Genomic DNA, 24,286 nt, shown 5'->3' with positions numbered 1-24,286 from the left:
GGCCGCGCCGCCAGGGACCGATGGTCACCTCCGGCGGGACCTTCGGCCCTTGGCCGGTACGGCGGCGCCCGGGACGATCGCGCTATGAGCCGGGCGATCCTGAACGACCTCACCGAGCTGGTCGCGGTGCTGATCGGCGACGGATACCAGGTCGTCGGACCGACGATGTCCGGAAGTGCGATCGAACTGGCCGAGCTGACCGACGCCGGCCAGCTGCCCGCCGGGTGGAGCGTGGACACGGGTCCGGGGTACTACCGGCTGCGACGTCGTGACGACGACGCGGTGTTCGCCCACTCCGCCGGGCCGCAGTCGTGGAAGACGTTCCTGCATCCGCCGCACCGCAAGCTCTGGTCCGCCGACGCGGATGGGGCGTTCCAGGCCGCGGAGGAGCAGACGCCGCGTTATGCGTTTCTCGGTGTCCGGGGTTGTGATCTGGCCGCGATCGGGCGGCTTCGCGACGTACTGCGGCTGGACGGGTCGTTCGAGGCTCGGCACCAGTCGTTGTTCGTCGTCGCGGTGAACTGCACCGAGCCCGGCGGCGTCTGCTTCTGCGCCTCGATGGGCACCGGTCCCGCGGCCGGACCGGGCGCGGACCTGACGCTGACCGAGATGTCCGGTCACTTCGTCGCCGAGGCCGGGACCGACGCCGGGCACGATCTGCTCGCCCGGATCGACCACCGTCAGGCGACGGGCCACGAGGCGGACGACGCGTACACCGCTGTCGAAGCGGCCGCTGATCGGATGGGCCGCGCGATGCCCGAGGTCGACCTCCGCGCACTGCTGGCCGACAACCGCGAGTCCGCGCACTGGGCAGACGTCGCCGATCGGTGTCTGACCTGTGGCAACTGCACGATGGTCTGTCCGACCTGCTTCTGCACCACCACCGAGGACGTCACCGATCTCACCGGCGACCACGCCGAACGCTGGCAACGCTGGTCGTCGTGCTTCGAGCTCGACTTCTCCGCCGTTCACGGCGGCAGCGTCCGCAGCTCCGAAGACAGCCGCTACCGGCAGTGGATCAGCCACAAGCTGAGCACCTGGTACGACCAGTTCGGCGGCTCCGGGTGCGTCGGCTGCGGCCGCTGCATCGCGTGGTGCCCGGTAGGCATCGACATCACCGAAGAGGTCGGCCGGCTCGCCGAGACGGCTCATGGCTAGCGCCCGGATCTTCGACGGACTCACCTCCCCCGAGCGCGAGGCGCTGTTCCTCACCTCCCACGAGGTGTTCTACGACGACGCCGAGCGGCTGTTCGACGAAGGCGGTCCGGCCGGCTGCTACTGGCTGATCCGGCACGGGCGGGTCGCACTCGATACCGCCGTCCCCGGCCGAGGGCTGGTCGTCATCGAGACCCTCGGCCCCGACGATCTGCTCGGGTGGTCCTGGTTGGTTCCGCCGTACCGCTGGCACTTCGGGGCCCGGGCGATCGGCACCGTCCAGGCGACCGTCTTCGACGCCGAGCAGCTGCGGATCCTCGCGGATCAGAACCCGCGGCTCGGGTACGCGGTGACGCGGCAGCTCCTCGGCGTCGTCCTCGACCGCCTGCAGTCCACCCGCGCGCGCTTGCTGGACCTGTACGCCGATCATGGCTGAGCCGATGCTGCCGGTCAGGTACCGCGTCGTCGATCGCACGGTCGAGACGCACGACTCGGCGACCCTTCGACTCGAACCGGTCGACCGGCCGCTCGCGCCGTTCCGGCCCGGGCAGTTCGCAATGCTTTACGCGTACGGCGTCGGCGAGGTGCCGATCTCGATCAGCGGCATCGGCGACGACGGAACGCTGTTGCACACCATCCGGTCCGTGGGAGCGGTCAGCCGGGCCCTGCACGGCGCCGGACCCGGAACCGTGATCGGCGCCCGCGGCCCGTTCGGGACGGCCTGGGCAGCGGAAGATGCTGTTGGCAACGATCTTGTCGTGGTGGCCGGCGGTGTCGGGCTGGCGCCGCTGCGCCCGGTCGTGCTGGCCGCGCTGGCGACGCGCGCGGCGTACCGCCGGGTGGTCGTGATCGCCGGGGCGCGAACACCGGACGAGTTTCTGTTCCGTGCAGAGCTTGACCGCTGGGCCGCACACGACGACCTCGAAGTCGAGCTCACCATCGACAGCCCGTCAACCGGCTGGAACGGCACCGTCGGCTTCGTCACCGAGCCATTGGCCAGGCTCCGGCTTGACCCGGAGCGGACCGTCGCGTTCCTGTGCGGTCCGGAGCCGATGATGCGCTTCAGCGCCCGCGTCCTGCTTCGCGCACTGGTGCCGGCCGAACGGATCCGGGTCTCGCTAGAACGCTCGATGAAGTGCGGCATCGGTCTGTGCGGACACTGTCAGCTCGGGCCGTTGCTGCTCTGCCGCGACGGCCCGGTCGTCACCTCCGCGGTCGCCGAACCCTTGCTGACCGTGGCCGAGTTGTGAGCCCCTGGTGGCTCCGTTCTCCGAGCGCTACGGAGCAGTTTCGCGGCGGTGTCGACGAGGAGCAGGACGACCGCGGATGCGCCGGCATACAGCCAGCCCTGGTACGACGGCCAACTGCCGCCGAGCAGATCCGCCACCGGGGGCACGCCGAGGAAGATCAGCAGCAGGACGACCTCGATCGAGAGCGCCAGCAGCAGCGGCCGGTTGGTGGTGAAGCCGACCTTGAAGACGGTGCTCCGCTCGCTGCGGCACGCGAAGGTGTTCGCGTACTGCGTCAGCGCGATCACCGCGAACGCCGTACCTGAAGCGACGGCGAGCGCCGCGACCGACGGCTCGGCGCCGAAGTGCCAGCCGTGACCGGTCAGGACGATGAGGAACGCCGCCATGGCCAGCATGGCCTCTGTCATCCCGAGTAGGCCGAACGCCCGCAGGAGCAGACCACGGTCGACCAACCGATGGTGACGGGCAGGCCCGTCCAGGACGCGTGGGCCGGGTCGCTCGATACCGAGCGCGAGCGCCGGCAGTACGTCGGTGCCGATGTCCAGCGCCAGCACCTGCAGGACGCCGATCGCCAGCGGGATCGAGCCGCCGGAGAGCGCCCAGGCCACGAACGGGGCGAGCTCGGCGACGTTATCGGCGAGGTGGTAGGAGAGGAACCGCCGTACGTTCGAGAACGTCGCGCGGCCGAGCCGGATCGCGGTCACGATGCTGGCGAAATGATCGTCCAGCAGCACCAGGTCGGCCGTGGCCCGCGCGACGTCGCTGCCCGAGGCGCCCATGGCGACGCCGACGTCCGCCTCCCGCAGCGCCGGGGCGTCGTTCACACCGTCACCGGTCATCGCGACCACATGGCCGCGAGAACGCAGCGCACGGGCGATCCGGAGCTTGTCCGCCGGCGTCACCCGGGCGACTACCACGCCGTCGTCACGATCCAGCAGCTCGCCCAGCTGCTCGTCGTCGGCGGGCAGCTCGTTGCCCGTGACAACCAATCCACCGGCTTGGAGCAGACCGACCTCGCGGGCGACCACGGCCGCGGTCGCCGCGTGATCGCCGGTGACGACCGCGATCCGGACACCGGCCTGGCGGCAGGTCGTCAGCGCGGTGTGCACGTCGGTTCGGGGCGGGTCTTCCAGGCCCACCACGGCCAGCAACTCGAGTGCGTCCGCCGCGAGCTCGAGCCGGCCGTCGCTGACGAGGATGCCGGATGCCCCGGCCACCGCGAGTACACGCCTGCCCCGCCCGGCCAGACTCTCGACCGCGGGTGCGGCGGCGCCGTCGGACCGGCAGTACGGCAGCAGCGCATCCGGGGCGCCGATCACCATCGTGTTGCCGTTGGCAACGACCGCGCTGTACCTCGTCTCGCTGGTGAACGTGACCCGGTGCGTGATCGTGTCCGGATCCACGGCCGGCACGTCGAGTCGCCGGGCCAGCACGTCGAGGGCCACCTCCATCGGGTCGCCTTCAGCGACCCATCGGTCCTTGACCCGCACGGCCCGGCCGCGGATACACGCCACGGCCGAGCCGGCGGCTCGCGCGACCGCATCGACGGCCTCCGGGGCGCCCTCCGCGGATCCCTCGGGGTCGTATCCGTCGCCGTGCATCCGGACGGTTCCGGACGGCGTCCAGACCTCCAGGACCTCCATCTGATTCATCGTCAGCGTGCCGGTCTTGTCGGTGCAGACGAAGGTCGTCGCACCGAGCGTCTCGACCGCGTCCAGCCGCCGGACCAGGGCGTTCCCGTGCGCCATCCGCTGCGCCCCGCGGGCCAGCGACAACGTCACCGTCGGCAGCAGACCCTCGGGAACGAGTGCAACCATCACACCGACCCCGAACAGGAACGCCTCGGTCGGGCGCAGGCCGAGCAGCAGCGAGACCGCCGTCAGCGAGACGCCGACGGCGACGGCGATCACCGCGATGACCCGGATCAACCGGTGCAGCTCGACGGTCAGCGGGCTGGCCGGTCGCTGTGCGCTCTCAGTCAGTGTCTGGATCCCAGCCAACCGGGTCTGCCCGGCTACGGCCGCCACGACCGCCTCCGCTTCGCCCTGTACGACGAACGTCCCGGCGTACACCTGGTCACCGCTCGCCGGGCGCACCGGCACCGACTCGCCGGTGAGCATCGACTCGTCCACCGCCAAGGCGTGCACCGTCATCAGGCGTAGATCGGCCGATACCCGGTCACCCGCGCTCAGCAGGACCAGATCGTCGCGGACCAGCTCGGTCGCGTCGATACTGCTCATCGCCCCGTCGCGGATCACCTGGACCTTCGCCGGCAACAGGTCACGTAGGCGTTCGGCGGCCCGGTCGGCGCGGTACTCCTGCGCGAACGCGAAGACCCCGTTCAGGATGATGATCACCACGATCGCCACGGCCAGCGGGGCGAGTCCGCCCGCGACCGCGAGCACTGCCGCGACCCAGAGGATCATCGCGAACAGGTGCGTCAGCTGTCCGGCGAGCAGTCTCCAGGGCGCGGGTCGCCGGGGTGCCGGAAGCTCGTTGCGGCCTTCGTCGGCGAGCCGGCGTGCGGCCTCGGCCGCTGACAGGCCGCGAATGCTCGGTGACTGGACGCTGGTCATGACCACCTCCCCCACGAGACTCGCCGCGCGGCCCGTGCCGATGGCAGGGCCTAACGACCCGACCTCGGGGCCGAACGGACCTTCGCCGCCGGCACCGGGAGGTGTCTGCCGGGCGGCTCGGCGGCACGGGACCTTCGGCCCTGCTCGACCGCGGGAGCCGGCGATGTACTGGGCATGGACGGAGAACGCCAGGGGCTTTCTCCGTCCACGGACACCGGTAGGAGGGCGGACCTCCTGGTGGAACAGGAAGTGATGATGATGCGCATCAAGGAGCTGATGACGACGCCGGCGATCACGGTGCTCGGCGAGACACCGGTGAGTGAGGCACTCCGCCTGCTCGACCGGAACCAGATCACGGCGCTGCCCGTCGTCGATCGCCAGGGCCGGCTGATCGGCGAGGTCAGCGAGGCGGATCTGATCCCGGACATGTTGCTGGTCGAGGACCGCGTTCCGTCGTACCCGATGAAGCTGTCGGGCAGCCTCCGCCCGCGCCGGGTCGCCGAGGTGATGGCGAACCTGGTCATCAGCGTGCAGGCCGACGAGGACCTCGACGCGGCCATCGACCTGCTCCGGGCGACGATGGTGAAGAGTCTTCCGGTCGTCGAGGGCGATCGCGTGGTCGGAGTGATCAGCCGCAGCGACGTCATCCACTATCTGGCCGGACGCGACGCCAGCATCCGCAACCGGATCCTCGACCTGCTTCGGGAGCGGAATCTCGGCTGGCAGGTCGAGGTCGACGACGGCATCGTCCACGTACACGGCCCGATCGGCGAACTCGAGCGCGAACGCGCCGAGGCCATCGCCGGCGCCGTCCCCGGCGTCATCGCCGTCCACACGACCTGATCCGGTCCGACACATGTACATCCGCCCCATGGGCGTCGGCTGAAGAGCTTCAGCAGGCGTAGAGGTTGACTGTCCAGGTGCCGGAGCTGCTCAGGTCGGCGCTGAAGGAGATGCCGTTGATGGTGCCCTTGGCGTCCGGGAGGCCCGGCACGGTCTTCCACACGATCTTCGGCAGCTCGGTGACGATCACGCCGCCGCGGGATTCGCAGCCGCCGTTGGCGGTGTTCACGTACCGCGCCAGCAGCATGGCCTCTGCGGTCAGCCGGGAGGTCTGCGGTACGGCGGCGATCGGCGCGGTCTCGGATGCGATCGCGCGCAAGGTTGCGAGGTCACGGTCGAATCGCGCCGCGGCGGGATGGCCGTTGCTCAGCTCGCGCAGCAGGTCCGCGGTGGTGCCGTGCGGCGTCACCGGCGGGGTCTGCTCGAACGAGGCGAGCGCGTACCGCCGTGACGACAGGTCACTCAGGACCAGGACCACCGACTGCTGCAGCGACTGAGGCAGGCCGGCCGGGATCGCGCGGCTGACCGGTCCGAGGTCCGCGGTCCGGACCGAACGCGCAACGCTGGGACCGACCGAACTCCACGGTGGTCCGCTGGCGTTGATGGCAGCGGCCGCCGCCTGCAGCTGGCGGTCGAGAGTGACAGCAGCCGACAGGAACGGTTCGAGCGCGGTGGTCGCGCTTGCAGTCGGTGTCGTGCTCGGGCTCTGGCCCTGACTCGGCACGACCGTCGTCGTCACCGTCGGACCTGGCTGCGTGACGGTCGGAACCGGTCCGGTCGGGGACCCCGACGTTCCGGCTTGTTCATCGGACACCTTCACCAGGACGACGATCAGCACGGCAACGATGGCGAGAACGGCGAGGACCGCCGTTGCGATCAGCCAGCGGTCGCGCCGCGGCCCGGAGTCTGTGGTGGGATGCATGACCAACTCCTCCCCTTACCCCTACAACTCCAGCGTCTCCGGCTGCCGATGACCCGGCCAGGGACCAATGCCCTCGCTTCGGGGCCGAACGGACCTGCTCGGAGGCCGGATCCCCTGCCAGCCTGGAGCGACAGGAGCTATGGAGGAGGCGGGCGACATGGGCAGGCTGGACGATCGGGTCGCACTGGTTACAGGCGCGGCCAGTGGTATCGGACTGGCGACCGCGTGGCGGCTCGCGGCGGAGGGTGCGGCGGTCCTGCTGACCGACATCGCGGTCGAGGCCGGCGAGGCTGTCGCGGAGGCGCTGCGGGATTCCGGCGCGCGCGCCGCGTTCGCCGGGCACGACGTCGCGAGCGAAACGGACTGGGAGACCGTCTGCACACTGGCCGCCGAGCAGTTCGGCGGCATCGACATCCTCGTCAACAACGCCGGGATGGGTGATCTGGCAACGATCGAGGAGACGACGCTGAAGGACTGGCAGCACACGATCGACGTCGACCAGACCGGCGTCTTCCTCGGGATGCGGACCGCCGCGCCGTACCTCAAGGCCTCCGGTCACGCCTCGGTGATCAACATCAGCTCGATCTTCGGGACGAGCGGAGGCTTCGGCACGTCTCCGGCGTACCACGCCGCGAAGGGCGCCGTCCGGACGCTGACCAAGAACGCTGCTCTGCACTGGGCTGCCGACGGTATCCGGGTCAACTCGATCCACCCCGGGTTCATCGACACCCCGATCCTCGACCCGGCCCGCGGTACGCCGTTCTGGGCCACGATGACCGAGCTCACGCCGATGGGCCGCCTCGGCCGTCCCGACGAGATCGCCGCCGGGGTCGCGTACCTGGCCAGTGACGACGCCTCGTTCGTGACCGGGCTCGAGTTGTACATCGACGGCGGCTACGTGGCGCGCTGATGTTGTCGTGCGGGCGCGGGATCGCGGACATCACCGGCGAACCCGCTGACACCGGGATGCTCGGCTACGGCAAGTCCTGGCAGCGGAGCGACGGCATCCACCTGCGCCTGCGTTCCCGCGCCTTCGTGATCGCGGACGGCGATCGACGGATCCTGATCGTCGTCAACGATCTGCCGATGGTGTTCGACAGCGTCCGGCGCGCCCTGCTCGACCAGCTGCAGCAGCGGTACGGCGCCGTCTACACCGAGCACAACACGATGATCACGGCGACGCACACCCACTGCGGCCCCGGAGGCTACTCGCACCACCGGCTGTACCACTCCAATACCGGCGGCTTCCGGCCGAAAACGTTCGCGGCCATAGTCGACGGGATGACCGAGGCCGTCGTCCGCGCCCACGACGACCTCTCCCCCGCCGTACTCACGCTGTCGCACGGTGAACTCCGCGACGCCAGCGCGAACCGCTCGAAAGTGGCCTTCGACAACAATCCGGCATCGGACCGGGCTTGGTTCCCCGATGCCGTCGACCCGCAGACCACGCTGCTGCGGATCGAACGCGACGGCCGGGCCGTCGGCGCGATCAACTGGTTCGCCGTACACAACACCAGCATGACCAACGCGAACACCCTGATCAGCGGCGACAACAAGGGGTACGCCGCGTACCACTGGGAGCGTCTGGTGGCCGGCGTCGACTACCTGGACCGCCGCCCGGACGACTTCGTGGCAGCCTTCGCGCAGACCAACGCCGGCGACCTGACCCCGAACCTGGACCTGCAACCCGGCCGCGGTCCGACCGCCGACGAGCTCGAGAACACCCGCATCATCGGCCTGCGCCAGTACGAGGCCGCGGCCCGGTTGATGACCGAACCCGGCCGGACGATTGCCGACGGCATCGATTCCCGGTTGACCCACGTCGACCTGAGCGCCGTGATGGTCCGGCCGGAGTTCACCGGCGACGGCCGTGAGCATCGCACCGGAGCACCGGTGGGCGGCGCGTCCGCCCTGGCCGGCAGCGAGGAGGACGGGCCGGCGTTCCGCGGCTTTCACGAGGGCCGGAATCCCTTGTGGGACGGGGTCTCGAGCCTGATCTACCGCCGTACGCCGGGACTGCGCGACGTCCAGGCACCCAAGGCGCTCGTCGTCGGTGGCCTGCGCGGACACTATGTCGCCCGCGGCGCGCCGGTGCAGCTGCTGCGGATCGGGCCGCTGTACCTGCTCGGGATCCCGGCCGAGGTCACGATCGTCGCCGGCCTCCGGTTGCGTCGTACCGTCGCGGCGATCGTCGGCGCACAACTGGCCGACGTCCTCGTCGTGGGCTACACCAACGGATACCTGCACTACATCACGACACCCGAGGAGTACGAGACCCAGCAGTACGAGGGCGGCAGCACGCTCTTCGGCCGCTGGACCTTGCCCGCGCTCCAACAGGTCGCCAGTGAGCTCGCCACGGCCATGCGCGACGGACGGCCGGCGGCGTACGGCGACCCGGAGCCGGACCTGTCGCAGCGGCTGCGGCCCGCCCGTCCGCGGATCCCCCACGACAGATCCCCGGCCGGTCGCGAGTTCGGTGACGTGCTGGTCGAACCACGACGGCACTACCGGCCCGGCGACGTGGTGACGGCGGTCTTCGTGGCGGCGTACCCGAACAACGACCTGCACCGCAACGGCACGTACCTGGAGATCCAGCGGCGGGCCCCCGAGGGCTGGTCGACCGTCGCCGACGACGGAGATTGGTCCACAACGTTCCGCTGGCGCCGTACCCGCTCCGGGCAGCTCGCCGTGGTGACCTGGACCGTCCCCGCTGATGCCTGCGGCGAGTATCGGATCCGGTGCTACGGAAAGGCCCGGCGACAGGTCCTTCGACCCTACTCAGGCAGCTCCCGGCTGTTCACCATCGAGAACGAGGGAGGCCACCATGCGCACCGCACTCCGCCGCCGTGACGGCCGGCTCGTCACCGACATGCCGGACGAACGGGCGATCATGCCCTTCATCATGCGTCGCCGGACCGAGTCGACGGTGTACTTCGAGCAGCTCGTCGACATCACCGCGGCACAGGACTGGGTCCGGCGCTGGAACGCGGCCGGCGGGCCGCGACTGAGCCTGTTCGTCCTGGTCCTGCACGAGGTCGCCCGGATGCTGCACACCCGCCCGCGGCTGAACCGCTTCGTCGCCCGCCGCCGGCTGTACGAGCGCGACGGTGTCTACCTGTCCTTCGGCGCGATGAAGGAGTTCGCCGACAACGCGCCGCTGGAGATGATCAAGCGGCGCTTCGAACCGGACGAGAGCCTCGGCGCGGCGGTCCGCAGTCTCGGCGCCGCGATCGACGAGGCCCGCACGGCCGGCGTGGCGGGCGTCGACAAGGAGCTGAAACTGTTCCTGTCGCTGCCGGTGCCGCTGCTCGACATCGCGGTCTCGCTGTTCCATTGGCTCGATGCCCGTGGCCTGTTGCCGGCCTCCCTGACCAGTGCGGATCCGATGTTCTCGTCGGCCGTCGTGTCGAACCTCGGCAGTCTCAAGACCGACGCGGCCTTCCACCATCTCTACGAACACGGCAACTGCCCACTGTTCCTGGTCGTCGGCAGCATCCGGCCGACACCGGTCGTCCACGACGGCGAGATCACGATCCGGCAGATCCTGCCGCTGCGCTGGACGTTCGACGAGCGGATCGAGGACGGCCTGTACGCCGCCCGCTCGGCCGAACTGCTCCGCCGCCGGCTTGAGGATCCGATCGGGCATCTCGGGCTGCCGGAGGACGCCGTACGCGCCGACCGCGCCCGGGAGGAGTCGTGACGATGCAGCAGGTCGACGACCTCGGCGCGATGTACCTCGCCGCGGAGAACAGCCGGGTGACCACGCACACGGCCGCCCTGATCACGCTCGACCCGGCGAAGCTTGCCGGCGGCAAACTCACGCTCGACAAGCTGCGCGCAGTCGTACTCGAGCGGCTGGAACTCGTGCCGGCGTTCCACCAGAGGCTGGCCGAGGTGCCGTTCGGTCTCGACCGGCCGTACTGGGTCGAGACCGACGTCGACCTCGACTACCACGTCCGGGAGATCTCGCTCCCGGCGCCGGGCGACGACGAGCAGCTCCGAGAACAGGTGGCACGGATCTTCTCCCGCCCGCTGGACCGCACGCGGCCGCTGTGGGAGATCTACCTGATCCAAGGGCTCGCCGACGGCCGTGCCGCGGTGCTGACCAAGGTTCATCACGCGATCGCCGACGGACGGACCGGCGTACGCATCCTCACCGCGCTGACCGACAGCAAACCGCGACCGCGCCGCCGCCGCCCGTCGCCGCGGCCGCCCGCTCCACCGGCGCCGGCGTCCGCCTCGATGCTGCTGCGCGGCCTGAGCGGCGCCGTCCTGCAACCGGTGCGGGCGGTGGCCGGCCTACCCGCGGCGCTGTCCGGACTCGACGAACTGCCGGTCTTCGGCACCATGCCCGGGGTTCGGCTCGTGGGCGCCACGACAGCGCTGGTACGGCGCGGACGCCCGCACAAGCCCGTCGCCACGGCACCACGAACGTCGTTCAATCAGCAGATTTCCAGGAATCGCCGGATCGGCATCGCGACCGTGGCGCTCGACGACGTCAAGCAGGTGAAGACCCACTTCGCGGTGAGCGTGAACGACGTGGTGCTCGCGATGGCGGCCGGCGCCTTGCGTCGCTGGCTGATCGAGCACTCGGAACTCCCCAAGGAGCCGTTGACCGCGGTGATACCGGTCGGGCTGCGGGACACCGGTCCGGACTCGACGGCCAACGAACTCAGTGCTGTCGTCGTGCCGATTCCGACCGACGTGGACGACGCCGCTGCCAGGCTGGGCGTCGCGCACCGTGCGATGCTCGGGGCACTGCGCGACCTCGGCACGACCGCACCGGACGCGTTGATCGACACGGTCCGTATGGTTCCGCCGGCGTTCGTCGTACGGACCGTCCAGCTGCTCACACAGCTCAACACCTGGGCTCCGCTGACGCCGGCGATGAATGTGAACATCTCGAACGTCCGCGGCCCCGAGCAACTGCTGTACCTCGCCGGGGCGCGGGTGTGCTCGATGGTGCCGCTGGCCGGGATCACAGACGGTCTCGGTGTGAACCTGACGGTGATGAGCTACAACGGCCGGCTGGCAATCGGCGTCGTCGCCGACCGCGAGCAGGTGCCCGACGTACAGGACATTGCCGACTGGACGGCGGCGGAACTGGATTCGCTGCTCACGTTTGCTCGCGGGTGAATGCCTGCAGCTTCGAGGTCAACAGGCGATGGACGTGCCGGTCCGTGCCCATCCCGTTGTGCGTGCTGATCACTTCGATCTGCTCGGCCGCGGGATCGAGACACGCGCGCCAGTCGACGACGCCGTCGACGCGCGAGTACACCGACACGAACGGCAGTCCTGGCGGCCATGGTGATGCGAGGAGGGCGCTGGTGCGCTCGGCGCAGCCTCCCGCCAAGCAGTCTGCCGTCAGCAGCCACGGCCAGCCGACGACGTTCATGCGCGCAATGAACTCGACCTGCGCGACAAGCGCCCGAGTGGTCGCGAGTTGATGCAGCAGTGGAGATGCCAGCGTGACCACGCCCGCGACGAGCTCCGGACGCCGCACGGCCAGCATCCGGCAGAGTGTGCCGCCGCGACTCTGACCCACGAGCGCCACGGATCTGCCGGCTTCCTCGGCGACCCGCTCGAGCCGGTGTTCGAGCAGGTCGAGCAGCATCTCGGTGCATCCGGAGTTGATGACGACGCCGCTGGCGAACGTCGCATGCCCGGACCTGCGCAGATGCCGCGCCAACGGGACCAGCGACCAGTCGCCGGTCAGGAATCCCGGCACCATCAGCACCGGCACGGCCGCCGAACTCCGCGGATCCACCGCCGGCACGCGCGGACCGATGGCCTGGACGTACCCGAGCCACCCGAGCACCTCACGCCCGCGCAACCCGGCCCGCGGCGTGAACGGCTCCCAAGCAGTCACACCGACCATGTGCCCTCACCGTCCCTGTCTCGCAGTGTAAGCACGACACCGCCCACTCCACGACAACGGGACCAAGGGCCCTTCCGGCTCCGGTCCTGCCGGACGAGAGTCGAATCAGAGGAGATCGTCAGGAGGAGTCATGAGCACGCAATCGGTTACCGTCGCGACGCCTGCGCCGTTCGAGGCGTTCGTTGCCTGTCCGACCCATCACTGCGTCACCGGGTCGCTGAAGCACATTTACGACTTTCACGGCTACCCGATCTCGGAGGAGCTGCTGCTCGGACTCGGTCGTGGACTCGGCTTCGTCTACTTCCACTTCAAGGGCGCCGATCCGTTCTACGGCGGCCGGGCCAACCACGCGAGCCCGCGGGAGGAGGGGCTGGAGAAGACCGCGGGACGGCGTACCGGCGTTGCCGTCACGGTCGGCTCTACGTCCAGCAGCCGGGTCGCCCAGGACGGGCTCCGCGACCTGCTGCGGGTGGGCGAGCCGGTGCTGCTGTACGTCGACATGGGGTTCCTGCCGTACTTCGACCTGCCGGCCGGCTACCACTTCGGCGGGCATGTCGTCGTTGCGGTGGGCTACGACCCGGATACCGAACAGGTGCTGATCGCCGACCGTGATCTCGAGCTGCACCCGGTCGACTGGGACGTGCTCGAGAAGGCGCGCGGTTCGGCGTACAAGCCGTTCCCGCCGCACCACACCTGGTACACGTTCGACTTCAGCAGGGCACGCGAACCCCGCCCTGAGGATGTGCACGCGGCGATCCGCGAGGTGTGCGACGGCATGCTGACGCCGCCGATCGCCAACCTGGGCGTCCGCGGGATCCGCAAGGCGATCCAGGAGACGCTGCGCTGGCCGGAGTCACTCGGCCCCGACGAGTTACGTCGCACCTGCTTCAACACCGCGATGTTCATCGACGCCCGCGGCGGCACCGGGGGCGGCATCTTCCGGTACATGTACGCGCGCTTCCTGACCGAGGCCGCGATCCTCACCGGCGAACCCCGGTTCGGCGACCTCGCTCCGGAGCTCACCGCGATCGGCGATCTGTGGGAGGACGTCGCCGCCACCTTCGCCGACGCCGCCGAACTCGACCACCCCGCGGACCTGCTGGCCGCGGCGACCACCCCGATGCTTGAGATCGCCGACCGCGAACAGCTGTTCTGGCAGCGGTTGCGCGCTCTCACGATCGTCTGAGCACCGACTAGGGACCGAGGCCCCGGCCAACTCGGGACCTTCGGCCCACCGTCGGCGGGTGACCGTGCGGGAGAGTGCTGGTGAGATCCTGTCGATCCCTCCGGCCAGGTCTGGGGCTGGGCCGGCACCACCGGCTGGGAGGGCAGCCTGATGACAACCTTTGAAGCCGCCGGATTCGATGCCGGCAGCGAGCTCCACGCGGACGTGGAGACGTACTACCGGGACGGCGAGTGGCACACCCGCCGCTGTGACTCCCCCGAACCGTTCGCCTCGGGACCCAGCCGGATCCGGCTGATCGCCGTCGGCGTCGAGGTGGCCAGGTGGAACGGCCTGCGCCACATCATCCGGGACATCAACGGCGCCGTCGTGGAGTCCAACCGGTACGCCACCGGACCACACCCGAGCCGCTCCCCCGCCACCATCGGCCACCCCGGCCGCTGACCTCACCCCGGCGGTACGGCGGCCGTCACGTCAGAAGCGCAGCAGGCGGCCCGAGGGCGTCCGCAGGTCGATGGTCATCGGCCGGCGTGGCCGCTGTGGGCGCTGGATCCTCACCTGGGTGCGTTTCATGACCGGCCCCTCCGCGGTCCGTGGCTTCGGCGGTTCCTCAGCCGGTTGATATCCATCAGCCTTCCGCATCTCGGCTGAGCGTCACCAGGACCGGAGGACCCCAGCTGCCAGGGCCCAACGACCGCCGTACCAGGCCCCTTCCGAACCGCCTCCCCAGGCCGGACGGCTCTGCCGCGTCGAACCCGGCCGGCGAACCCTGGAGATGCCGACCGACAAGCGAAGGGACGGAGTCATGGCACAGCACATCCGCGAGGTGATGACGACGCCGGCCGCAACGAGGAGCATCCCGCGCGACGCGGTCGCCGTCCGTCCCGACGACGAACTCCCGGCCGTGGTCGCGTTGATGCGGTCGGCCGGGACGACGGTCCTTCCGGTCGTCGACGGCGCCCGGACGATCGGAACGGTCAGCCTGGACGACCTGCTCGCCGTCCTCCTGATGGAGACCGACAACACAGCCGACCCGTACTACCGCCGGCTCGCCGAAGCATCCGCGGGCACGGCCGGTCCTTAGGACCGTGTCACGGGTGACGGCGGTGTTCGGGGGAAGGTTGGATGGTGGGGGCGCTCATCGTGTCGTCGTACATCCACTTCAGCTGGTTGTCGACGCCGACCACGCCGTCGACCTCCGTGGTCAGCTTCTCCGCGAGTTCGGCGGTGCTGTGGCGGTCGACCTCGCCGGCCAGCGTCACGACGCCGTCCTGGACGGTCAGCTCGATCCTGAAGGGGTCGTCCCAGAGAGCGTGCACGACAACCTCACGGCGGACCCGCTGCAGCAGGCGTTCATCCGTTTCCAGGAACGCCTTCAGCAGGTCGGACCGCGTCGCGATGCCGGTCAGTACGCCGTCGTGGGTGACGACCAGCCGGGTGATGTCCCGGGCCGCCAGCAACCTGGCCGCCTCGGGGATCGTGGCGGTCTGCTCGATCGTCACCGCGGGACGCGACATCACGTCGCCGGCCCGCAGACCGGCAGCCGTCGACCGAGCCCGACGACGCCACCACCGCAGTACCCACGGCGGTCGCGGAGACCCCTGGAACTGCTCCTTCCGGATCAGGTCCGTCTCCGAGACGACACCTTCCACACCGCCGTCCGCGTTCACCACCGGTACGGCGCTGATGTGGTTCGCGGCCAGCAGCGCGACGACCTCCTTGTACGGCGTGTCCGCGGTGACCGTCAGCACGTCGTGCGTCATCACGTCCGAAACCTTCAACGGATGCCTCATGGCTCCTCCAGCCCACTCGGTTGTCACTTCAACCGAACGCCGATGGAGCTTCCGCCTGTAGAGCCTGTGTCCTCCGGTCGCGTGGTCCGAAAGTCCTCAATCGGGCGGCAGCGACGACGTCCGACCGGCCATACCGGCCTGCCGGATGAGGTTGGACACGAGCTCCTGCGCCTGCTCGATCGTGTCCTCGAGGGTCTTCAGACCCGCGTCCGTCCGGCCCGCTTCCAGTGCCCAGCGGGCGGCGGCCATGCCTTGCACCAGTGAGTCGTTGATCTCGATCGCCTCGCGGTACAGCAACTCCGCCGACTCCAGTCGCCGCCGCTCGTCCTCCGCGCGCCGCAGCCGGTCGGACGCGTCGCCGAGCAGGAAGCCCAGGAGGATCTCCGGCACCAGGCGGGAGATCCACCCGACCGGAGTCAAGGTCGCGTCCGTCGTCACCACCCAGAGCACGATGAGCACGACTGCCGACCCGCCCGCGATCACTCCGGCGCGCAGCCCGAAGGCGACAGCGACCAGGGCCACCGGCAAGGTGAACAGAAGAGTCGACGCCTCGACCGGGTCAGCGGCGAACAGACGCAACGACAGCACGGCCGCGAAGAGCAGGCCCGCGACGGCCACCGCAGTCCTCGGGTGTCTGCGGAACCACGGGTCTCGCGGAGATCCGGCCGGTTCGCCGGCGTACGTGCTCATCCTCCCAGCGTGCGCCGTACCCCGCCGCCAGCACAGGGGCCGAAGGTCACTTGCCTCGAAGACACCGGCCGCGCCGCAATGTCCTGCCGGTGAGGGGACCTTCGACCCTACTGGCGGTCCTGACCACCCCAGACAGTGGGGACACTGAGCAGGAAGGCACTCCCATGACCACGGCGCAACGATTCGACCATTCACGTCTCGAGATCGTCGAACGGACCGAGTGTCTACGACTGCTGAGTTCGGTCCCCCTGGGCCGGCTGGTGTACACCAGCGGTGGCCTGCCGGCGGTCCGGCTGGTCAACTTCGTCATCGACGACGACACGATCGTGTTCAGCTCCGCTCGCGGTGACAAGTTCCGCGCCGCGGAGCGCGGCGATGTCGTGGCGTTCGAGGCCGACGACGTCGATCTGGAGCGCCACAACGGCTGGACGGTCACCGCGATCGGGCGGCTGTCCGTGGTCACCGACGACGAGGCCGGCGAGCTGCGCCGCGTACTGCCGCTGCATTCCTGGCTGCCGATGGACGATCCGGCGCTGGTCCGCGTGGGCGTCGAGTCCGTCCACGGGAGGCGGCTGGTGCCCTGGGGCAAACGTCCGCGCACCGGAGCCTGACCAAGACGAAGAGACTTCACATCGGCGGGCCGATTATCTACCCTGGGTGCGTGACCGGCGACTCGCACACGGGGCGAGGAACCTGGGACGAGGGGGCGCTGGAGTACGCCGGGTTGTCCCGGGTGCGTCTTGATGCGCTGTTACAGGAGCTCCTCGGCCGGGTCGACGAGATCATGGAGTACCAGGAGCGGCTGCGGGCACTGCTCGACGCCGTCGTCGGGATCGGCGCGGATCTCGACCTGAACAGCACCCTCGACCGGATCGTCAGCGCGGCCTGCGAACTGGCCGGAGCCCGGTACGGCGCGCTCGGCGTCGTCGGCCCGGACGGCAAACGGCTGGTCCGGTTCATCACCCACGGCGTGACCGACGACGAGATCGCGGCGATCGGGCCGTACCCCGAAGGACACGGCATCCTCGGTCTGCTGATCGAGCATCCGGAGCCGATCCGGATGCACGACCTCGCCGAACACCCGAGGTCGTACGGCTTCCCCACGAACCACCCGCCGATGAAGAGTTTCCTCGGTGTCCCGATCCGGACCCGGGAACATGCCTACGGCAACCTTTACCTGACCGAGAAGACCGGCGGCGCGGATTTCACCGAGGACGACGAGCGGACGGTCACCGCGCTGGCCACAGCGGCCGGTGTCGTCATCGACAACGCCAGGCTGTACGCCGACACCGAGCAACGCCGGCGCTGGCACGAGGTCAACGCCGAGATCAACCAACTGATGCTCGGCGAGTTCGATCCCGATCAAGCGCTCCAGCTGATCGCCCAGCGGGCCCGGGAGATCTCGGGCGCCCAGGTGTCCGGCGTACTCGTGGCCGATCAGGACGAAGGCGGCGAGCTGGTCGTCCGTGCGGTCGACGGCCCAGCCGTGGCCGGCCATCTCGGTCGGCGGATTCCGGCGGATCTGCCGGTCCTCGGCCGGATCGCCACCGGGGACGGGCAGGTGGTTGTGATCGAGGACCTCGCGCAGGTTCTCAAGGACGCCGGAGCGCTGACCGACTTCCCGGCCGGCGCCGGACTCGGCCGCACCACCATCGCCCCGTTGCCGGGCGGCCGGACCGGCACCGGAGGCATCCTCGTCGTGGCGCTGGAACAGGGCTCGAACGCCCGCGTCACCGAGAGCGCCGACCTGGTCCGGATGTTCGCCGGCCAGGCCACCCTCGCCATCGAGCGCGCCCAGGCCCAGCACGACCGCGACATGCTCGCCGTCCTCGAGGACCGCGACCGGATCGCCCGCGACCTGCACGACCTGGTGATCCAGCGTTTGTTCGCGACCGGCCTGCAACTGCAGGGCATGCACCGGCTGGCCCGTCCCGAGCACCAGGAGCGGCTCAGCCGAGCAGTCGAGGACATCGACACCACCATCCACGACCTCCGCGCCGCCATCTTCGAGCTCCAGCAGGCCCCGAACGCCAGCTCGTTGCGGAGCGACCTGCAGAGCCTGGTCTCGGAGTACACCGAACTGCTCGGCTTCCGCCCGCAGCTGATCTGTACCGGACCGATCGACACGGCGGTACCGGCCGCCGTCCGGCCGCAGATCCTCGCCACGGTCCGCGAGTCGCTGTCGAACGTCGTCCGCCATGCGCACGCGTCGCTGGCCGTCGTCGAGGTCACGGTCGGGTCCGGGCAGGTCGTGGCACGGATCTCGGACAACGGCGACGGGATCGGCACCAGCACCCGCCGCAGCGGCCTGCGGAACCTGACCGAGCGGGCGAACGCGCTCGGCGGCACCGTGACGGTCGCCGGCAACGATCCGCGCGGCACCGTCGTCGAGCTCACCGCACCGACTGACTAACGGCCTCCCCGGTCGGGACTCTTGCCCGCAGCGCCGCCCGCCTCCCGGCGGCGAAGCTGAGGTAGGAGAACCAACGGGAGGAGCCTCCGGTGTCCGATCAGCTGCCGGCGAAAGACGTCGAAGTACTGCTCGCGGCGGCCGTGGCCGCGCCGAGTATGCACAACACCCAGCCGTGGCGGTTCGCGGTCGAGGGTCACGCGATCGACGTGTACCTGGACGGATCCCGCGCGTTGCCCGCGGAGGACCCGACCGGACGGGCGATGCGGATCGCCGCCGGCGCGGCGACGTTCAACCTGCGCTGCGCGGCCGAGAGCCTCGGGTACCGCACCTGGTTCGGGCTGGCGCCGTACCCGGACGAACCCGACCTGCTGGCCCGCGTGGTGATCGAGCCCACGGCCGACCGGGACGAGGAGCTGCGAGATCTCGCCGTCCAGATCCCCTATCGCCACACCGATCGCCATCCGTCCGACATCGAGCCGATGCCAGAGAGCGTGCGGATCGCGTTGCTGCAAGCGGCGTACGCCGAAGGTGCCCAGCTCACGTGGCTCGCCGAGGACGACGTCCGCGCCGTACTCGACCTGGTGCTCGACACCGATCTGCGCGAGGTCCACGACTGGCACCGCAGCGCCGAACGTTCGCACTGGGTCGGCGGCGAACGCACCACGGACGGGATCCCCAGCGACGCGCTCGGGCCGCGATCCGCGACGTACCCGGCCGCGGTCCGCGACATGGGCACCCGGCCGGCGGACCGGATGCGCGGGGCGACCCGGTTCGAGGACCACCCGGACGTCGCCGTGCTGTCGACCGACTACGACGAGCCCGCCGATCAGGTCACTGCCGGCGCCGCACTCGAGCGCGTGTTGCTGACCGCCACGCGGGCCGGGCTCAGCGCATCGTTCCTCAACCAGCCGCTGGAGTACGACGATCTGCGCCGCTCGGTGCAGCGCCTGACCCGGTGTCCCGGTCACGCCCACATGATCATCCGCTTCGGTCACAGCACACCGGACGGACCGCGTCACGGTACCGCCCGCCGGCCTGTTGCCGATTTCCTTCCCAAGGAGGAATCATGACCACCCTGCGCGAAGAGATCGACCGCTGGGAGGCCGACCTCGAGAACATCGCCGAGGCCAGCCAGTGCAACGACTGGTTCCTGGAGGAACAGCGGCTGGCCGAGGCACTGCACACGATCACCGCCTTCCGCGAGCGGATCGTCCCGACGCTCACCGCCCGCCAACCGCACGAGACAGTGATCCTCGCCGAGATCGAGCGCCTGCTCGACTCGCTCGAACTCCTCCGTGACGACCTGTACCGGACCGTCCACCCGGCGGACTCGTACCTGGAGGTCGCGGAGAAGGTCGCTTCCCTCCGCACCCTCGTCCGCGTCGCCGCCAGCCTCACCCCGAGCCTCGAAGACGCCCAGTGAGCACACTCACCTTCCTCGGCGGGGCCGGCACAGTCACCGGCAGCAAGTTCCTGGTCGAGCAGGACCGGCAACGGTTCCTGCTCGACTGCGGCATGTTCCAGGGCGAGGCCCGGTGGCGGCGGCGCAACTGGGATCCGTTCCCGGTCGACCCGGCATCCGTCGACGCCGTCGTCCTCACACACGCTCATCTCGACCACTGCGGCTATCTGCCCGGCCTGGTCAGGCAAGGGTTCCGCGGACCGGTCATCTGCACGCCCGGTACGGCGGAGGTCGCCGCGATCGTGTTACGCGATGCGGCTCATCTCCAGATGGAGGACGCGCAGCATGCCCGCGCCGAGGGCTACTCCCGCCACGATCCACCGCTGCCGCTGTTCGACACCGACGACGCCGAGCGAGCCATCCAGCTCTTCCGGCCCATCGTCGGACGGATCGCGCTGTCCGGCGCAGCGATCACGCTGCACCGTGCGGGCCACATCCTCGGCTCGGCGTTCGCGGAGGTCGAGGTCCACGGCCGTCGTCTGGTGGTCAGTGGCGATCTCGGCCGCCAGGAACACCCGCTGCTGCTCCCACCCGAGCCACGCCCCGCGGCCGACGCGGTCCTGATCGAGGCGACGTACGGCGACCGCCGGCACCAGCCGCTGGACCACGCCCAGCTCGGCCGCCTGATCAGCGCCACCGCGGCCCGGGGCGGCGTCGTGCTGATGCCGGCGTTCGCGATCGACCGGACCGCCGTCCTGCTGCACGAACTCGCCGGCCTCATGCGTGACGGGCTGATCCCCCATCTGCCTGTGTACGTGAACAGCCCGATGGCCCTGGCCGCGCTGAACGTGTACCGCGCGGCCGTCACGGCGAAGTCGCCCGAGCTCCGGCCAGAGATCGTCGGCGGGCCCGACCCGTTCGACCCGGGGACTCTGCGCCTGGTCCACTCGGTCGAGGAGTCCATGCGGATCAGCGACCCGGGTCGCCCGTCGATCGTGATCTCGGCGTCCGGCATGGCCACCGGCGGGCGCGTTCTCTACCATCTGGCCAGACTCCTGCCGGGCAAGCGCAACACCGTGATCCTTCCCGGCTTCCAGGTCCCGGGCACCCGTGGCCGCGCGCTCCTGGACGGCACTCGCGCGGTCAAGATCCACGGCCGCTACGTACCGGTCCGGGCCCAGGTCGTCGGATTGTCCGAGTTCTCCGCGCACGCCGACTCCGACGAGCTCATCGGATGGCTCAACTCGGCCGGCGAACCCGAGATCGTGCATGTCGTCCACGGTGAGGACCACGCGCGGGCCGAGCTCGTCCGGCGCATCGGCGACGAGCTCGGCTGGACCGCGGTGGCACCGGCGTACCAGGAGCGCGTCCGGCTCTGAAAGTCGCCCCGGGCCCGGCTGTCCTCAGTCGGCGCGCAGGTGGCGGGCGTGCCAGTCGGGCTCGGGCGACGCCGGGGTGAGGCGGATGCGGATATCGACGGCGACCGCCCCGGCCGGGGCAGCGACGAGTGGGTTGATGTCGAGTTCGGCCAGCTCCGGCACCTGCTCCGCGAGCCAGGCAATCCGGTGGATCAGATCCAGAACGGCGGCCTGGTCGGCGGCGTCCGCGCCGCGGTAGCCGGCCAGCAACGGTGCGCACCGGAGCGAGCGGACCATGTCGGCCGCGTCGAGATCGGTCAGCGGCAGACCACGCCATTGCCGGTCGGCCAGCAGGTCGGTGAGAATCCCGCCGCTGCCCGCCATCAGCAGCGGCCCGAACAGCCGGTCCCGCACTGCGCCGATGACCAGCTCGGTCCCGGCCGGCGCCATCGCCTGGACGACGACCTGCGGGTCTCCGGCCGCGGCCGTCACCTCGTCGTACGCAAGCCCGACCTGTACTGCGTTCGTCAGTCCGACCCGCACTCCGCCGATATCGGTCTTGTGCAGTACGCCGGGTGCCGCGGTCTTCAGCGCAACCGGATACCCCGCCGTCTCCGCGGCCTTGATCGCCTCCGAGCGATTCAGCGCGGTGACGACCGGGATCACCGAGACGCCGGCGCACTGCAGCAGCTGGCATGCCCGGCGCGGATCCAGCCAACCGCCCTCGGGCTGGTGCTTCAAGAACCGCTGGACCACGACCCGCGCACCGGCAGCGTCCACGCGGGCCAGCTCGGGTACTGCGCCTTGGGGCCGGGACCGCCACTCGGCGTACCGGACGGCGTGCGCGAGAGCGCGAACCGCGCTCTCCGGGAACGGGAACACAGGCAGCCGGCGTCCGTCGGCCAATGCGATCTCGGGGGTGGCGTGGGTCGAGCCGACGCAGTTCACCACGATCGGCAGCTCGGCCTGCGTGGCCGCGGTCGCGATCGTCTCGTAGATGTCCTCCACCCGGCCCGCGCGGGTCACGGCGTAGTTGATCACGATGCTGTCGACCTCGGCGCTGTCGATGATCGCCTTCAACGCCTGCGCCAGACTCGCCGGTGAGGCGGCGGCGCCAAGGTCGACCGGATTCCCGGTCCCGACCGCGCCCGCGGCTTCGAGCCGGCGTTGCACGTCTTCGCTCAGCTCGGGCAGTTCGAGCCCGAGCCGGCCGGCCGCGTCCGCCGCGAGGATTCCCGCTCCACCGGCGTTGCCGACGACAGCGATCCGCCGGCCCCGCGGCAGCGGCGGGACGGCCAGCACCCGCGCGGTCTCGACGAGTTCCTCGATCGTGTCCATCCGGAGTACGCCGGACTGTGCGAACAACGCGTCGACCGCCGTCTCCGGTGTCGCGGCGGCCGCGGTGTGGGACGCACCGGCCCGCCGGCCGCCCGCCGAGCGGCCGCCCTTGACGACCAGGATCGGTTTGGTCCGTCCGATCATCCGGGCCAGCCCGCCGAACTTGCGCGGGTTGCCGAACGACTCCAGGTACAGCCCGATCACGGTCGTTCGTTGGTCGGCCCACCAGTGCAGCAGCACATCGTTGCCGCTGACATCTACTTTGTTGCCGAGGGAGACGAACTCCGAGATGCCCAGCCCGGTGCGGCCGGCGTGCTCCAGTACGGCGATGCCGACGGCGCCGGACTGCGCCGCGATCGCAAGCGCTCCCGGGGTCGGCGTGACCTCGGCGAAGGTCGCGTTCAGGCTCACCGCGGAGGCCGTGTTGACCAGCCCGAGGCAGTTCGGTCCGACCAGGCGGATGCTGTGCCGGCGGGCAACCGCGAGCATCTGCTGCTGCAGCTCGGGACCGGCGGCCCCCAGCTCGGAGAATCCGGCCGTCAGCACGACTGCACCGCCGACCCCGGCCTGGCCGCATTCGGTCAGTACGTCGGCCACCTGCTCGGCGGGAACCGCGATCACCGCCAGGTCGACCTGCCGCGGCACCGCCGTGATCGACGGGTAGGTGGACACGTCGGCGATCAGGGCGGCGTGCGGGTTCACGGCGTACACCGAGCCGGTGAAGCCGCCCTTGACGATGTTCCGCAGTACCTCGTGACCGATGCCGCCGGGCTTGCGGCCGGCGCCGATCACGGCGACGGTCTGCGGCGAGAACAGCCGGTGCAAGGAGCGGTTCTCGGCCGCGCGCTCACGGTCCGCCATCCGCTCCAGGGTCAGTGGGTGGTACGCCGTGTCGAGCACCAGCTCGACCACGCCGCTGTCGAGCCTGCGGGCCTGCTCGAACCCGGAGTCCACGAGCACGCGCAGCATCTTGGCGTTCTCGCCGAGGGTGTCGGCCCGCAGCCGCTGGATACCGTTCTCCCGAGCGGTGGCCGCCAGTTGCTCGAGCAGCAGCGTGCCGATCCCCCGGCCGTGCACCGAGTCCTGGACCAGGAAGGCCATCTCGGCCTCCCCCGGCCGCAGCAGCTCGTAGCTCGCGATCCCGACGAGATCGCCGCCGTACTCCGCCACCAGCGCGACGTGTCCGTCGTGCTCCACGGCAAGGTGGCGCGTGTACTCGTCGGCCATCAGCCGGTTGATACCGAAGAACCGCAGGTAGATCGACTCGTCCGAGACCCGCCCGTTCATCGCCTCCAGCGCCGGCTCGTCGTCGGCCCGTACCGGCCGGATCCGCACCACGGACCCGTCCGAGGCCAGCACGTCCCAGCCTGCCCCAGCCAGCACTCCCGGCCGCTCGATCGTCGTCATCGTGGCTCCCTCCGACACCCCACCAGCCCACCGCGCCCGGGCCGCCGGGTGCCAGTGCCGTTGGGTCCCGGGCCGCCG

Annotated in this window: 22 protein-coding genes; 16 read left to right on the top strand and 6 right to left on the bottom strand. The window is 70.3% G+C overall.

Annotated elements, in window-relative coordinates; genetic code table 11:
* The first annotated feature begins 84 nt into the window (after window positions 1-84).
* Genes ABT313_RS19500 through ABT313_RS19490 form a run of 3 tightly spaced genes read left to right on the top strand, consistent with a single transcriptional unit; the run spans window position 85 to window position 2,405 of the window.
* A complete protein-coding gene (locus ABT313_RS19500) occupies window positions 85-1,158 on the top strand; it encodes a 4Fe-4S dicluster domain-containing protein (RefSeq protein ID WP_350855344.1) in 1,074 nt (357 codons plus the stop codon).
* Window positions 1,151-1,591 (top strand): cyclic nucleotide-binding domain-containing protein, encoded by a 441-nt coding sequence (locus ABT313_RS19495; RefSeq protein ID WP_350855341.1) that lies wholly within the window; start codon window positions 1,151-1,153, stop codon window positions 1,589-1,591. Before ABT313_RS19500 ends, ABT313_RS19495 begins: the two co-directional genes overlap by 8 nt.
* Window positions 1,584-2,405 carry an FAD/NAD(P)-binding protein gene (locus tag ABT313_RS19490; protein WP_350855338.1) on the top strand — a complete coding sequence of 274 codons (822 nt, stop codon included), beginning with the start codon at window positions 1,584-1,586 and terminating at the stop codon, window positions 2,403-2,405. The genes ABT313_RS19495 and ABT313_RS19490 overlap by 8 nt, the downstream gene beginning before the upstream one ends.
* Here the strand turns inward: ABT313_RS19490 and ABT313_RS19485 are convergent.
* Window positions 2,318-4,981: a cation-translocating P-type ATPase gene (locus ABT313_RS19485; RefSeq protein ID WP_350855336.1), complete on the bottom strand. Its 2,664-nt coding sequence runs from the start codon at window positions 4,979-4,981 to the stop codon at window positions 2,318-2,320. The genes ABT313_RS19490 and ABT313_RS19485 overlap by 88 nt on opposite strands.
* 237 nt (window positions 4,982-5,218) lie before the next feature.
* On the opposite strand from ABT313_RS19485, the gene ABT313_RS19480 reads away from it, so the two are divergent.
* Window positions 5,219-5,824, top strand: coding sequence for a CBS domain-containing protein (locus ABT313_RS19480; RefSeq protein WP_350855333.1), 606 nt, complete (start codon window positions 5,219-5,221; stop codon window positions 5,822-5,824).
* Window positions 5,825-5,873: 49 nt separating this feature from the next.
* On the opposite strand, the gene ABT313_RS19475 is transcribed toward ABT313_RS19480, so the two are convergent.
* A complete protein-coding gene (locus ABT313_RS19475; protein ID WP_350855331.1) occupies window positions 5,874-6,746 on the bottom strand; it encodes a hypothetical protein in 873 nt (290 codons plus the stop codon).
* Between the two features lie 157 nt (window positions 6,747-6,903).
* On the opposite strand from ABT313_RS19475, the gene ABT313_RS19470 reads away from it, so the two are divergent.
* The 4 genes from ABT313_RS19470 to ABT313_RS19455 are packed head-to-tail and all read left to right on the top strand — an operon-like array spanning window position 6,904 to window position 11,882.
* Window positions 6,904-7,656, top strand: coding sequence for an SDR family NAD(P)-dependent oxidoreductase (locus ABT313_RS19470; protein ID WP_350855328.1), 753 nt, complete (start codon window positions 6,904-6,906; stop codon window positions 7,654-7,656).
* Complete coding sequence (locus ABT313_RS19465) at window positions 7,656-9,596, top strand: neutral/alkaline non-lysosomal ceramidase N-terminal domain-containing protein (protein ID WP_350855325.1); 1,941 nt, start codon at window positions 7,656-7,658, stop codon at window positions 9,594-9,596. Before ABT313_RS19470 ends, ABT313_RS19465 begins: the two co-directional genes overlap by 1 nt.
* Window positions 9,571-10,446: a 2-oxo acid dehydrogenase subunit E2 gene (locus ABT313_RS19460; protein WP_350855322.1), complete on the top strand. Its 876-nt coding sequence runs from the start codon at window positions 9,571-9,573 to the stop codon at window positions 10,444-10,446. Before ABT313_RS19465 ends, ABT313_RS19460 begins: the two co-directional genes overlap by 26 nt.
* Before the next feature lie 2 nt (window positions 10,447-10,448).
* Window positions 10,449-11,882 (top strand): wax ester/triacylglycerol synthase family O-acyltransferase, encoded by a 1,434-nt coding sequence (locus ABT313_RS19455; protein WP_350857781.1) that lies wholly within the window; start codon window positions 10,449-10,451, stop codon window positions 11,880-11,882.
* On the opposite strand, the gene ABT313_RS19450 is transcribed toward ABT313_RS19455, so the two are convergent.
* Window positions 11,863-12,615, bottom strand: a complete 753-nt coding sequence (locus ABT313_RS19450) for an esterase/lipase family protein (protein WP_350855319.1) — start codon at window positions 12,613-12,615, stop codon at window positions 11,863-11,865. The genes ABT313_RS19455 and ABT313_RS19450 overlap by 20 nt on opposite strands.
* A 139-nt stretch (window positions 12,616-12,754) precedes the next feature.
* Between ABT313_RS19450 and ABT313_RS19445 the strand changes: the two genes are divergently transcribed.
* The 3 genes from ABT313_RS19445 to ABT313_RS19435 all read left to right on the top strand — a co-directional run bounded on the left by ABT313_RS19445 (window position 12,755) and on the right by ABT313_RS19435 (window position 14,891).
* Window positions 12,755-13,810: a BtrH N-terminal domain-containing protein gene (locus tag ABT313_RS19445; protein WP_350855317.1), complete on the top strand. Its 1,056-nt coding sequence runs from the start codon at window positions 12,755-12,757 to the stop codon at window positions 13,808-13,810.
* Between the two features lie 150 nt (window positions 13,811-13,960).
* On the top strand, window positions 13,961-14,251 hold the full coding sequence (locus ABT313_RS19440; protein WP_350855314.1) for a hypothetical protein: 291 nt from the start codon (window positions 13,961-13,963) through the stop codon (window positions 14,249-14,251).
* A gap of 361 nt (window positions 14,252-14,612) precedes the next feature.
* On the top strand, window positions 14,613-14,891 hold the full coding sequence (locus ABT313_RS19435) for a CBS domain-containing protein (protein ID WP_350855311.1): 279 nt from the start codon (window positions 14,613-14,615) through the stop codon (window positions 14,889-14,891).
* A 7-nt stretch (window positions 14,892-14,898) separates the two neighbouring features.
* Here the strand turns inward: ABT313_RS19435 and ABT313_RS19430 are convergent, their stop codons facing one another.
* On the bottom strand, window positions 14,899-15,600 hold the full coding sequence (locus ABT313_RS19430) for a CBS domain-containing protein (RefSeq protein WP_350855308.1): 702 nt from the start codon (window positions 15,598-15,600) through the stop codon (window positions 14,899-14,901).
* 96 nt (window positions 15,601-15,696) lie between these two features.
* On the bottom strand, window positions 15,697-16,290 hold the full coding sequence (locus tag ABT313_RS19425; RefSeq protein ID WP_350855305.1) for a hypothetical protein: 594 nt from the start codon (window positions 16,288-16,290) through the stop codon (window positions 15,697-15,699).
* Between the two features lie 164 nt (window positions 16,291-16,454).
* Here ABT313_RS19425 and ABT313_RS19420 point away from each other — a divergent pair, with 164 nt between their 5' ends.
* From ABT313_RS19420 to ABT313_RS19400, 5 genes are all read left to right on the top strand, one after another.
* A complete protein-coding gene (locus tag ABT313_RS19420) occupies window positions 16,455-16,901 on the top strand; it encodes a pyridoxamine 5'-phosphate oxidase family protein (RefSeq protein WP_350855302.1) in 447 nt (148 codons plus the stop codon).
* A 50-nt stretch (window positions 16,902-16,951) separates the two neighbouring features.
* The gene (locus ABT313_RS19415) at window positions 16,952-18,703 is read left to right on the top strand and encodes a sensor histidine kinase (protein WP_350855299.1); all 1,752 of its coding nucleotides are present in this window, start codon (window positions 16,952-16,954) and stop codon (window positions 18,701-18,703) included.
* A gap of 89 nt (window positions 18,704-18,792) precedes the next feature.
* Window positions 18,793-19,773 (top strand): Acg family FMN-binding oxidoreductase, encoded by a 981-nt coding sequence (locus tag ABT313_RS19410; protein ID WP_350855297.1) that lies wholly within the window; start codon window positions 18,793-18,795, stop codon window positions 19,771-19,773.
* Complete coding sequence (locus ABT313_RS19405) at window positions 19,770-20,126, top strand: hypothetical protein (protein ID WP_350855294.1); 357 nt, start codon at window positions 19,770-19,772, stop codon at window positions 20,124-20,126. The genes ABT313_RS19410 and ABT313_RS19405 overlap by 4 nt, the downstream gene beginning before the upstream one ends.
* Window positions 20,123-21,484, top strand: a complete 1,362-nt coding sequence (locus ABT313_RS19400) for an MBL fold metallo-hydrolase RNA specificity domain-containing protein (protein ID WP_350855291.1) — start codon at window positions 20,123-20,125, stop codon at window positions 21,482-21,484. Before ABT313_RS19405 ends, ABT313_RS19400 begins: the two co-directional genes overlap by 4 nt.
* A gap of 24 nt (window positions 21,485-21,508) precedes the next feature.
* Here ABT313_RS19400 and ABT313_RS19395 read toward each other — a convergent pair whose 3' ends face one another.
* A complete protein-coding gene (locus ABT313_RS19395) occupies window positions 21,509-24,208 on the bottom strand; it encodes a bifunctional acetate--CoA ligase family protein/GNAT family N-acetyltransferase (protein WP_350855289.1) in 2,700 nt (899 codons plus the stop codon).
* Between the last annotated feature and the right edge of the window lie 78 nt (window positions 24,209-24,286).

Origin of the sequence: Kribbella sp. NPDC000426 (assembly GCF_040300265.1) — a bacterium.
In the GTDB taxonomy this organism is placed as follows: Bacteria; Actinomycetota; Actinomycetes; order Propionibacteriales; family Kribbellaceae; genus Kribbella.
The sequence above is the reverse complement of the archived record's forward strand: the minus strand, read 5'-3'. Positions and strand labels throughout refer to the sequence as shown.